The 12,777-nt window shown below is 42.7% G+C and carries 9 protein-coding genes; 8 read left to right on the top strand and 1 reads right to left on the bottom strand.

All coding sequences use genetic code 11. The features are described from left to right. Window positions 1–216 precede the first annotated feature (216 nt). Window positions 217–357, bottom strand: coding sequence for a hypothetical protein (locus V7L29_RS17385; RefSeq protein WP_334693750.1), 141 nt, complete (start codon window positions 355–357; stop codon window positions 217–219). A gap of 1,360 nt (window positions 358–1,717) precedes the next feature. On the opposite strand from V7L29_RS17385, the gene scyA reads away from it, so the two are divergent. From scyA to tyrA, 8 genes are all read left to right on the top strand, one after another. Beyond that, window positions 1,718–3,601: a scytonemin biosynthesis protein ScyA gene (gene scyA / locus V7L29_RS17380; RefSeq protein WP_334693749.1), complete on the top strand. Its 1,884-nt coding sequence runs from the start codon at window positions 1,718–1,720 to the stop codon at window positions 3,599–3,601. 303 nt (window positions 3,602–3,904) lie between these two features. Continuing rightward, window positions 3,905–4,966: a tryptophan dehydrogenase ScyB gene (scyB, locus tag V7L29_RS17375; RefSeq protein WP_334736270.1), complete on the top strand. Its 1,062-nt coding sequence runs from the start codon at window positions 3,905–3,907 to the stop codon at window positions 4,964–4,966. Window positions 4,967–4,991: 25 nt separating this feature from the next. Beyond that, window positions 4,992–5,963, top strand: a complete 972-nt coding sequence (scyC, locus tag V7L29_RS17370; protein ID WP_334693747.1) for a scytonemin biosynthesis cyclase/decarboxylase ScyC — start codon at window positions 4,992–4,994, stop codon at window positions 5,961–5,963. A gap of 30 nt (window positions 5,964–5,993) precedes the next feature. Continuing rightward, entirely contained in the window at window positions 5,994–7,274 is a 1,281-nt protein-coding gene (locus V7L29_RS17365) for a ScyD/ScyE family protein (protein WP_334736269.1), read from the top strand. 135 nt (window positions 7,275–7,409) lie between these two features. Then, the gene (locus V7L29_RS17360; protein ID WP_334736268.1) at window positions 7,410–8,786 is read left to right on the top strand and encodes a ScyD/ScyE family protein; all 1,377 of its coding nucleotides are present in this window, start codon (window positions 7,410–7,412) and stop codon (window positions 8,784–8,786) included. Window positions 8,787–8,960: 174 nt separating this feature from the next. Then, on the top strand, window positions 8,961–10,157 hold the full coding sequence (gene scyF / locus V7L29_RS17355; RefSeq protein ID WP_334736267.1) for a scytonemin biosynthesis PEP-CTERM protein ScyF: 1,197 nt from the start codon (window positions 8,961–8,963) through the stop codon (window positions 10,155–10,157). Between the two features lie 199 nt (window positions 10,158–10,356). After that, complete coding sequence (locus V7L29_RS17350) at window positions 10,357–11,646, top strand: glycosyltransferase family 4 protein (protein WP_334736266.1); 1,290 nt, start codon at window positions 10,357–10,359, stop codon at window positions 11,644–11,646. Window positions 11,647–11,664: 18 nt separating this feature from the next. Then, window positions 11,665–12,762 (top strand): bifunctional chorismate mutase/prephenate dehydrogenase, encoded by a 1,098-nt coding sequence (gene tyrA / locus V7L29_RS17345; RefSeq protein ID WP_334736265.1) that lies wholly within the window; start codon window positions 11,665–11,667, stop codon window positions 12,760–12,762. Window positions 12,763–12,777: the final 15 nt, after the last annotated feature.

Genomic DNA, 12,777 nt, shown 5'->3' with positions numbered 1-12,777 from the left:
CTCTCTTAACAAAACTTATCATATCAATAAAAAGTGAATTATTGAACCAAATTTTTATAAAAAAAAACTAAATATTTTGAATTTCTTCTTGACTTCAACAGCTTTTTATGAAAACACAAAACTTAGACAAACCAAATCCAGATTAGTCAATAAACCTTATTAGATAAAAGTTTTAAACTCTTAATCTATAAGTAGAAAAAATATTTTAAATTTAAACTAGTACGCCACCGCGTAAATAGCGGAAAGTCGAGCCAGTCCGTTGGTGGGGTTCCCCCACTTAAAGGAACTGGCATTGAGCGGCGGTTGCCGCCGTTGGCGTAGCCCGCCTTCTCTACGAGACGCACTCGCGTTCGGCATCAGTTAGCGCAGCCTCTTCGTTAGCGAAGCGGTAGCGAGGAACGAGCGTCCGCAGGAGCGTCACTTTGCAAGACGAGCAACCATTTAAAATCCCTAAAGAGCTTATTCCATAATACTTTTAACTTTTGAATGAGTTACTTTTGACTTCCGCCTTGCGGTACTAGCCCTGCACCAGAGCTAAGTAATGGTTCCCCAACCTAAAATTGCTGGGTTTCGGCTAGGGAAAGGTTAAAGGATAAAAATTTTTATCCTTTAACCTTTCGCCAGCAAGGATTTTGGCAAACTACTCGTATACAGTCGTTTGATTCTCAATATAAAGGAATTTTCAGTGATCGGCTTGGCTTAAATGAGCAAATTTTACTCATCAATTTATTTTCTTAATTTATCTTAAATTATCATCTCATAAATTTAACTATAGAAAAATATGCTTAGTCATCCGTCGTAAGGAGTACATTACATTTAAAAAAATACGTATATTTTTAGGTATAGTATTATGTTTGTTTTTTCATAAAGAAACATTGTATTCGTATACTAAGTATATGTTACTGAGTAATATGTCATTAAAAATAGATTTTATCAAGTAATGAAGACAATCAGTCGCTCATGGGGAGCCACTTGGGAGAAGACCGGACTGTCTGATTAGGGTGCTGGCTTCCCTAAACAACCTTGACGAAAAAATATAAAAGTTGTGTAAGTCTTAAAGCAAAAGAATTGACAACCACATCAAAAGATTTTCTATTGTAAATTTGGTAATGTGCCTTAAGAGCGATCGCAAAATATCAATTTTTTAGAATGACTAAGTTAAAAATGTCATAATCACGATAAAAACGAAAGAATTGACACCCTTATCAAAAGATTTTTCATTGCAACGGCGGTTTTGATCATGATAGTTATCACAAGTCAAAAACCTCCGCAGACGGTTAAATAAATAGGTTGGTGCTATTAAAAGTAACTACATTAAGTTTTGTAAAGATTCTGAGATGTCCTTGAGTTAAGCTTAGTTGCTCGTTTATATACGTTTAAATGATTTGGTTTTTCCCTGCCAACGTACTTAACGCTCTTTCATCACAGTAGAAGCGAAAAATTTGACACTTCAATCAAAAGATTTTTGATTGCACAACAGTCTTTATCTCCTCTATTCTGCTCATAAGAAGCACAGCCTCAACTGTTGTATGCTTTTGGTAAAATTTTTTGGTACTGCGCTCACAAGCATCAATCAGCAGCGATCAACCATTTCTACTACCGACCAAACTAGGTCATAGCTGTAAGAAACAACAGAGTTGTTTGTATTAAATATTGCCATTGCTGTGATTGTAAACTAAAAAGCCTTTGTGTAACTTTCTGTACTTACGTGAAACTAATGAGTCAAAACTATACTGGTTCAAACTCTCCTCTAATCACCACTGAGTCATACAAAGAAATTCCATCAAACAGATATGGAGAGTCTGTGTCTGACGTTTCGCATCAGGTTGATGAATCGGAGAATAACGGGAGAATTCAGCCTTTTTTACTGAACGAAACAGCCCCAACGCTCTCAGTTGCCGATACGATCGCTCAGATGTTGGAAAATTTGGGAGTAAGCTATGCTTTTGGTGTCGCAGGCGGTGCAATGGCAAGCCTTTGGGGTGCACTATCCAATAGCAGTATAGAGGTGTTGAACTTTCGCCATGAAGCAGGAGCCGCATTTGCAGCAACGGAAGCATACTTTGCTAGCAATCGCCCTACTGTAGTTTTTACCACAGCCGGGCCGGGGATCACCAACGCCCTCACTGGATTATTTGCGGCTCGTGGTGAAGGTGCAAAGGTGATTTTGCTATCGGCTTGCACCTCAGCACCGCAGCGTGGACGTTGGGCTATTCAAGAAACTAGCACTTACACATTGCCCAGTGGGGGAATTTTTACCTCAGGAGCGCTATTCAACTATGCAATCACTATTGAATCTGCGGCTCAACTCCCGCAGATTTTCCGCAAACTGGCTCTGGCTATGGCGCAACCAGGCGGATTTGTTGCCCATTTGAGCATTCCCACCAGTGTGCAGACAAGTTTAGTTGAGAATATAGCTTTGCCTCAACTAGATGTTCCTCCCTTTGCGATGACTGCTTCAAAAGAAGCGATCGCTAAATCTATAGAGTTATTATCATCTGGCCCCTTTGCCATCTGGGTTGGTTTCGGTGCGCGTGACGCGGCAGACGAAATCCGCCAACTTGCTGAGAAAACTGGAGCAGCCGTCATGTGTTCACCCCGTGGTAAAGGTATCTTCCCCGAAGATCATCCCCAGTTTGTGGGTGTTACAGGTTTAGGCGGTCATGCTTCCGTCTTGACTTATATAGAACAGCAACCTCCACTACGCACACTCGTATTGGGAAGCCGCCTTAGTGAACCAACTTCCTTCTGGAGTTCGGCACTAGTTCCAAAAGGAGGTTTTGTCCATGTAGATATTGACCCAGAAGTGCCAGGAGTGGCGTATCCACACGTTGAAACTTTCGGGGTTCGGTCTGAGATCAAAGCCTTTGTGCAAGAGTTGTTGCAGCAGTTGCCAGATGCTCCTCGTTCCACAATGTCGTTACCTCGTCCAGAACACAAAGCAATTGAACCTGCTTCAGACGTAGACTATCCAGTGCGACCAGAAGTATTGATGGCAGCAATTCAAAAGATCATTGTTGAGGGTAGCGATGCCGTAATCATGGCAGAGTGCGGTAACTCATTTACTTGGTCAACTCATCTACTGCAATTTGCCCAAGCCAATCGTTACCGAGTCAGCACCGGAGTCGGAGCAATGGGTCACGCCGTCACAGGAGTCTTAGGTGCAGCGTTAGCGAACAATGGCAAGGCTGTAGGTATTGTCGGCGATGGAGCAATGCTGATGAATAACGAAATCAGCACAGCTGTAAAACACAAAATTCCTGCAATCTGGATTGTACTCAACGACGCGCGTTACAACATGTGTCATCAAGGGATGAAAATCTTGGGATTAAAGGGTGCAGACGCAACAATTCCACCAACAAACTTCGCCATGATTGCTCGCGGTATGGGAGCAGAAGCGATCGTAGTCGTCAGAGAGTCAGATATCGAACCAGCATTAGAACAAGCGATCGCATCAACCGTTCCCTTTCTCATTGATGTAGTAATTGACGCTGATCGACCAGCACCCTCTGGTGGACGTAATAAAAGTTTGGCAGCACAAGGAGTTAAATCAAGTCTGGCTAAAAATCCGACCAAGCAAGTTTCATTTCCAATGGTTTGATTTTAAAAGTTTGCAATTTCATTCAATAGTTATGGACACTAGGACACTCCCAGAATGCGGAATTTACAACGCGGTTTGGATTAGTCCATTCAGCGAAACACCAAGGATGAATTTAGAAAAGGCAAAAACTTTATTCCAGCCAACAACTACGCTCACCAAACTGGAATTTTTAATTTTTGATCATTATTTTTTTCTTACTTCATCTAATCTTAATATTCCCGAGTGTTTTTGTGTCTATCTATTTACATTTTGTAATGGTCATTACTTTCTCTAACCAATCCCAAACAATATCGAGAGGTCAAAATGCTGCTATTTGAAACTGTTAGAGAAATGGGTCACGAACAAGTTCTTTTTTGTCATGGTAAAAATCCCGAAATTAAGGCAATTATTGCTATCCATGACACGACCTTAGGGCCAGCAATGGGAGCTACAAGACTATTGCCTTATGTCAACGAAGAAACTGCTTTAAAAGACGCGCTTCGTCTCAGTCGTGGTATGACATATAAAGCTGCCTGTGCCAACATTCCGGCTGGTGGCGGAAAAGCAGTCATTATCGCTAATCCGGAAAATAAAACAGATGATTTGTTGAGAGCTTACGGACGTTTTGTTGATAGCCTGAATGGACGTTTTATTACCGGACAAGATGTCAATATTACTCCTGATGATGTCCGGACAATCAGTCAAGAAACTAAATATGTTGTTGGCGTCTCAGAAAAGTCTGGTGGGCCTGCTCCCATAACATCACTAGGAGTTTTTCTCGGAATTCAAGCGGCTGTAGAGTCTCGTTGGCAGAGCAAAAGACTTGATGGAATGAAAGTTGCAGTTCAAGGTTTAGGAAATGTTGGTAAAAATCTTTGTCGGCACTTACATGAGCATAATGTCAAGCTTTTTGTTAGCGATGTAAATCCAGCCAAAGCAGAAGAGGTAAGACGACTTTTTGGCGCAACTGTTGTAGAACCAAACGAAATTTACGCTCTTGATGTAGATATATTTGCTCCTTGCGCTTTAGGAGGAATTCTGAATAGTCATACAATTCCTTTTCTAAAAGCTTCCATTATTGCTGGTGCAGCTAATAATCAATTGGAAAATGAGCAACTACATAGTCAAATGCTTGCCAAAAAAGGGATTCTTTACACCCCCGATTATGTAATTAATGCCGGAGGGCTAATCAATGTTTACAACGAAATGATTGGTTATGACGAAGAAAAAGCTTTCAAGCAAGTGCATAACATTTATGACACCCTATTAGCAATTTTTGATATTGCTAAACAGCAGGGAATTACTACCAACGATGCTGCTAAAAGATTAGCAGAAGACCGCATTCAGAGCGGTAAACGAAGCAAGATTGAGGCGTTCGCAGCTTAGTTGTTATTATCTTCAGGAGTGAGACGTGGAAAAAAATACCTTTGCGACATCAGCTTACATTGCTACTTCACCAGAGAGCGCCTTTGACTACCTTTGTAGTTTAAAGAACTTGGACGAATGGACGCTTTATAGCCGGATGAAAGAGCAAATTGACGAAGATACCTGGCTCGGAACTGCATCTGGTTATCACAAAAATCTTTACTATCATGTTAAAAAGTTAGAAAATCCGCTATTTTATGGCATTGAGTGGCACTGCGGATTAGAGTATCAAAAATATTTTCAGGTTTACCCTGTCTTGTTGTTTCCTACAGACTACATCGAGCCGGGGACAGATGAAAAAGGCGTGTACTTTCACTGGTTGAGCTTTGTCGATCCAAAACGGCAGACTCAGATGATTATGCAGGGAATTCATACAGTACACACTTCTGAATGTCGTTCTCTCAAAGGTAATTTAGAACGCAAGGCTGGTCTTACCGCAGCAGCCAAAGGACGCCACTTTATTGATACAGACACCATTTATGTTGATGCCCCAATTGAAATCGGCATTGAATATTTAAAAGACTTACGAAACATAGATGAGTGGGCGCATTTACTCCGACCAAATGGCGAGATTGGTCTTGAATCAGGCGATTTCAAAGATGAATATGACCAGAAGGTAAAAGTTTCTGTGCGAGTTCATAGTCTGAGTAAATACTATTTGGTTGAACAAGAACACTTTTATCCAGACTACGAATATTATCAGCGCTCTGTAGCGCTACTTATTCCAACTGCCTATGCTTTCGCTGATCCGGAAGCTTCTGGTTTTATCCTACATCGGATTACATTCTGGAAAACAGATGGATCTGTCAGCCACGGCAAACTTCAAATTGAAGACTTTGGGGCTGAGAGCATGAATATCAAACGTTTGCTCGAAGCCAAAGCTGGCAATCTGAAATCATTTGACCGGGGAATGAGCTACCTACCAAAAATTCAAGATTCACTAGTGGCTAGTAACTAGTTAAAGGGCTAAGAAGCAACATTGCAACACATGAAACTGAAACAACTTACTATTACTTTCCTCACTTTTTGTGTTGCCGCTTTTTCGGGAATGAAAGCTGCCTCAGCTACATCATTTTCGGTAATTGCTGACGGTCTATATAATGCCGGTGGTCTGAGCTTTGGCCCTGATGGTAATCTCTATGTTACAGAGGCGGGAATAGGGGGAAGTGGAGCTTGTGTTCCACCACCAAGTGGTCAAGGCGATTCTTTATGCTATGGCAGAAGTGGTGCAGTTACCAAAATTGAGAATGGTAAGACCAAGCGGATACTTACAGGACTTCCTTCCTTAGCATTACCAGATGGTACTGGAGGCGCTGGCCCTCGTGATATCCAATTTGATGCTACAGGTAAACCTTATGTTCTGATTGGGTATGGGGCTAATCCAGCCTTTCGCGATCGCAATTTAGGTAAGACTGACCTCGGTAAAATTATCGCTCCCGACTTTAAGACCAATTCCTGGACGAGTGTTGCTGATTTAGCTAACTATGAACTCGCCAACAATCCTGATGGTGGTGATGTAGATAGCAATCCCTTGCGTTTTGTAATAGATGGCAATAAGTTGGTTGCAGCTGATGCAGGCGCAAACGACTTACTAAGTGTGAATACTGGTAACAGGAATTTGCAAGCTATTACCACATTTCCTCAAGACATATTGAGTAATCCCATCTTTCCACCTGACGATACTCCATCAAATGAACCTGCACAGGTGCCATCTGAAAATGAACTACCGCAATCGCAGTTTGCAACTCAACCAGTACCCTCAAGTGTAGTAAAAGGCCCTGATGGTGCTTATTATGTCAGCCAATTTACTGGTTTTCCCTTCCCAGAAGGTGGGGCAAAAATCTATCGAGTTGGTGCTGATGGAAAACCAACAGTCTTTGCAGATGGTTTTACCCAACTCACAGACTTGGCATTTGATACTACGGGCAATTTGTATGCTTTGCAGTACGCCAATCAGTCAGCCTGGAAGGGTAATCTTGATGGTTCTGTAATCAAAATAGCTACCGATGGGACACGCACAACTCTTCTGAGTGGCAATGGATTAGAGTCGCCTAGTGCCTTGACTATTGGTTCTGATGGTGCAGTATACGTCACAAACCGAGGCGATCGCCCAGGACAGGGACAAGTTCTCAGAATTGAAAATATCAAGTCTGTCCCTGAACCTGATTCTGCTTTAGGTGTATTAGCTATAGGTGCTTTGGGCGTTGGTTGGTTGCACAAGAAAAGACCTACCCAACCACTCATAGATAGAGTTATGGCGCTCAAGTAAAGAGTTTCAAACCAATATCAGTGCCTCTCAAAAAGGGCATTGTCTACCCTGCGTTTCTCAAAGACTGGGATTCCTTGTCTTTAAAACCATAAAAGTTTCCACAAACAAATTACTAAATTCACAATTTCCAAAGGTATGAAACTCAAGTCATTTGCTCTTACATCTCTTACATTTTGTTTTACCGCTATTTGTGGAACACTATCTGCACAAGCTGTAAGCCTAAAGCCAATAGTCGAAGGAGTCAGTAATGCACGGGGTGTTAGCTTTGGCCCTGACGGCAGTCTCTACGTAGCAGAGCCAGGTATCGGAGGAAACGGAAATTGCCAACCATCTCCGAGTACGCTGTTTCAGCCTATCTGTGCTGGTAACACTAGTTCACTGGTTAAAGTTTCACCAGACGGTACCACACAGCGTCTACTTAATAACTTTGAGTCTCTAGCAGAACAACCCACTGGCAACCAAGGGGCCGGTATTGAAGACGTGGAATTCGACTCTAAAGGGAATGCTTATCTTCTGACTGGCTATGCTGGTTATCCAGGAAACCGTGATTCAGAAGCATTTAAACTAGGTACTCAATCCCCTATCCCACAAAATCAACTTGGTAGTTTCCCGCCATCAACAGCCGATAAAGTACTGAATAGCCCGCTTTTAGCACAACTGTACAAAGTTGACTTGAAGACGGGAGCTCTCAAGAGTATTTTTGACTTTGCCAAGAATGAAATCACCAAAAATCCAGACAAAGGGGATGTGGTTACCAATCCCTATGATCTGACTATTAATGGCGATAATGCTTATGTCGTTGATGGGGGCGGGAACGCTGCTTACAAAATTAAACTTGATGGAAGTAAGTCTGAGGCGATCGCAATTCCTAAAAACGTCATTAGTAACTCCGACTTGCCACCAGGATTAAAATTACCTCCTGGGCTATTACAGGAGCTTCCAGGAGGAAAAACAGCAATTCAATCAGTACCCACAGGTGGCACAATTGGTCCCGATGGAGCTTTATACGTTGGCGAATATACAGGTTTTCCTTATCCAGCAGGTAAATCACGGATTTTCCGCATTGGCGATGATCTCAAACCAGAAGTTTTTCTAGATGGGTTTACACACATCACAGACCTAACCTTTGATAAGAAAGGCAATTTGTTGGTTTTACAGTTCAGCGACAAGTCCCAGTTAGGGGGTGACATCACAGATTTACCCGGTTCTCTGATCCAAGTTGCTCCTGATGGCACTCGTACAACACTTGTTGCAGCAGGTCAAGGGCTAGATTCGGCTGATGGAATTACTATTGGCCCTGACGGCAAGATTTATATTACCAATCAGGGTGTCGGCAAAGGACGAGGGGAGGTTGTTCGGGTGGATGGTATCGTTACACAAGTAGTCCCCGAACCAGGTTCAATAGTCGGCTTATTAGCACTTGCTGGTGTAGGCGCAACTGCTGCTCGCGCCAAGCGCAAACGCCAAGAAAAGTTGGGTGAAGAGTTGCTAGCCAAAGCAGAGACTGTCTAATTCCTCTTTCCCTGGCTCTGTCAGGGAATGCTTACAAAATAGGCTGCTGCCTCACACAGAAAGTTGCATTTCAAACAAGAGGCAGCAGCCCAAATTTCCGGGTTCCCAAACTGGGACTGGGAACAAAATTAGTCTAGGAAAGAGTATAACTCATACAACCAGGACTTCAAACTCATGGGATTAGTCAAAAATTTGTCAATCGGCATTCTCGGTACTGGATTCATGGTGTTGGCAACAGCAGCCCAAGCCAAGGCTGTAACATTAACTTACGACAGAAGTATCGGTGAACCAGGCTTCGGCCCTGGGCAACTGTTTGTTCCCCAAGGCATAGCGGTGGATAGCCAAGGGAATACCCTTATATCTAACGGACGCGGTGTAAACCCGGATGGTACTCCTAACTACAACCTCGGTGACAAAATTGAAAAATTTAGTCCCAGCGGTCAGTATATTGGAGCAATTGGCTCCGGCGGCACAGGACCCGGACAGTTTGACGAGCCAACAACTGTAGACTTTAATCCCGTAACAGGGGATTTGTATGCAGGTGATGTTCACAACAACCGCGTGAATCAATTCGATTCTCAGGGTAACTTTATTAGATCCTTTGCAAATGGAGATTTTACCCCTCTGATACCAGGTAGGCTTTTCTTTGGACCATCCGGTGTGACATTTGACAAAACTGGCAACGTGTACGTTGGTGATTTCAACGGCGAAAGAATCCTTAAATTCACACCTGACGGAAAGCAAATTGGTGTGATTGGTGGCACTGTGGGCACTGGGCTTGGAGAAACTCAAGGTGTAGCAGGTGTAAGAATTTCCCCAGTCAGTGGAAATATCTTTCTAGCTGACCAGTATAACAACCGCATTAAAGTACTCGATCCAAATGGAAAACCTCTGTACACATTTGGTTCAGCAGGTAGCGGACCTGGACAGCTTCTTAACCCAATTGGTATCGAAGTGGACGACCAAGAGAATGTTTATGTAGCTGATGCTATCAATAGCCGCGTTCAGGTGTTTGATAAAAACGGTAAATTCTTGACTTCCTACGGTCAACCAGCCCTAGATGCATCAGGCAAACCAGTCCCGCCTCCAGGATTAACTGACCCCCCATTTGGCAACCCCCTCGACCTCACTCCCGGCAGATTTAACTGGACGGGTGGTACAGCCCTCAAAGATGGCAAGCTTTATGTCGGCGATTTCTTCCAAGGTCGCGTCCAAGTGTTAAACGTAGAAGGCACAACTAAAGTACCTGAACCTAGTTCAATATTGGGTTTAGCATTGCTTGGATTTGGGGCTGCTACCATTACATTGAAGAAACGCGGGCAACAAAAGCCAGTCTTCAGTTTAGAGAAGGAACTGCAAAAACAGTGCTGAGTTTTGATGCTTGAGTAACAGTTTCGTAGGGTGGGTTAGCCAAGGGTATAACACACCATCTCAATAATTTTGGTGCGTTACGCTTCGCGGTAACACACCCTACTGGCTCCCCTAAGAAATTTTCAAAACAAGGGAGATAAAAACTGGGTAACCCAACAAAGCCAACATTATCAAGGTGCTTCCAGGACATTAACAGCTCATGCAGATTCTGATTTATTCATATAACTATCATCCAGAGCCAATTGGTATTGCACCTTTGATGACTGAACTAGCAGAAGGGCTAGTGAAGCGAGGGCATCAAGTGCGGGTAATCACAGGTATGCCTAACTATCCTCAGCGTCAGATTTACGATGGATATCGAGGTAAGTTATACGTTACTGAACAAAAAAATGGTGTCAGAATTCAGCGTAGTTACCTGCGGATTAAATCTAAACCTAACCTTGTAGACCGGCTACTGCTAGAGTTGAGCTTTGTCTTTACGAGTTTGCCACAGGCGCTCAAGGGCGAACGACCTGATGTAATTCTCTTAACAGTACCGCCACTATTAGTTTGCTTACCTGCAACCTTAATAGGTTGGCTATACAACTGCCCAGTAGTGCTGAATGTGCAAGATATCCTTCCGGAAGCTGCTGTGCGTGTTGGGCTAATTAAAAATAAGTTGATGATTCTAGCTCTGGAAGCCTTAGAAAAATTTGCCTACCGAACTGCACATACCATTAGCGTGATTGCCGATGGCTTTGTGGATAATTTAATAAATAAAGGTGTACCTGCTCATAAAATTGCCTGCATTCCAAATTGGGTGAATCTGAATTTTATCCGCCCTTTACCGCCGGAGAATAACTCTTGGAGAGCTACCCATCAACTAGATGGTAAATTTGTAGTGCTTTATTCAGGTAATATTGCTCTGACGCAAGGTTTGGAAACAGTAGTAGAAGCAGCAGCTCGCTTGCGTCATATTAATGATATTGTCTTTGCGATCGCAGGCGAATCCCAAGCTCTCGAAAGGTTACAAAAACATTGTCTTGCTTGTGGGGCAGATAACGTTTTGCTTTTACCATTGCAACCGCGAGAAAAACTACCGCAAATGTTGGCAGCTGCTGATATCGGGTTGATTGTGCAAAAGTGCAATGTGATTTCTTTCAATATGCCTTCTAAAATACCACTACTGTTAGCCAGTGGTCGCCCAATTGTCGGTTCAGTTCCCGCCGCTGGGACTGCTGCCAAAGCTATCAAAGAAAGTGGTGGCGGCATTATCGTTGAGCCAGAGTCAGCAGATGCTTTGGCCGCTGCTGTATTGGATTTATATAATCAGCCGGAACTAGCAGTGCAATTAGGGCGTAAAGGGAGAAAGTTTGCAGTAGAAAACTATTCCTTTGAGCAAGCGCTAGATCGGTATGAAGAGTTATTTGCTGATGTGATTGCCAAAAGAGCAACAACTTTGGATATCTTGCCCGAAATGAATTCTAAAGAATCACTTGTTGATATTTGAAAATTGGGGACAAGAAAAATGTCTTTGAAATCCTCTGATTCAGATCAGCTTAAAAAAACTGACCAAAGCTTGATCGCCCTACTGAGCGATCGCCTATCATTATTAGCAGCATCAGAATTTCCTTCTTTAGATGAACAACTGGCTGATGTGGCTCCCCTACTTGCTGAAGCTGGTATTCCTGAGTCTGTTTGGGCAAGTGTGCTCAAGAGTTTTCATGCGACTCTGATTCCTAAATCTGCAATAAATCATGTCAGGCCCCGACAAATTACGATCATCGGTGGACATGGCAGGATGGGAAGATTATTTAAAGAGCAACTTTCGCTAGTAGGTCACAATGTTAGCGTTCTCGAATACGAGGATTGGGAGTATGCAGATCAACTGTTGAGTCAGGCAGAATTAGTCTTAGTAAGCGTTCCCATTGAATATACAGTTGATGTTATCAAGCGTGCAGCTAAATACCTTGCCCCAAATACAGCTTTGTGTGACATCACGAGCGTAAAGACTCAGGCAACTCAAGCAATGCTCGAACACCATTCAGGCCCGGTCATGGGCTTACACCCAATGTTTGGGCCAAATATCAAATCGTTCTTCGGACAAAAAGTGGTGATATGTCCAGGTCGAAACGATGATTCATTTCAATGGTTTTTAGACTTTATTAAAAGTCAAGGTGGAGAGTTAATTGTTTCCACACCTGAAGAACACGATCAAATGATGGTGATTGTTCAAGCAACGCAGCACTTCTGTAGATTTAGTCTTGGTGTTTTCTTGGCACATGCAAGAATTGACATAGAGCAGAGCTTAACAATGTCAACTCCTAACTACCGTCAAGAAATTGACATTGTTAAACGTTTGTTTTCCCAAAACCCTCACTTGTGTGTGGATATTATGCTAGCTACAGAGGAAAGGTGTGATGCAATTAGCTTTTTAGCTAATACTTACAGCCGTTTGGCAAAACTGGTGGCCAGGAAAGATAGAGACGCATTAATTCAAGAATTTGAAAATACTCAAAGCTTTTTTGAAGATAAAATCAAAACTTTTCTCCAGCCTTTAAATACAACTGCCAAAACGGTTCAACGAGATTTGAAACCACAGATGCAGACAAATATTAACTTATAGATATATCAGCAAAAA

The organism is Nostoc sp. (assembly GCF_036916575.1).
In the GTDB taxonomy this organism is placed as follows: Bacteria; Cyanobacteriota; Cyanobacteriia; order Cyanobacteriales; family Nostocaceae; genus Nostoc.
The sequence above is the reverse complement of the archived record's forward strand: the minus strand, read 5'-3'. Positions and strand labels throughout refer to the sequence as shown.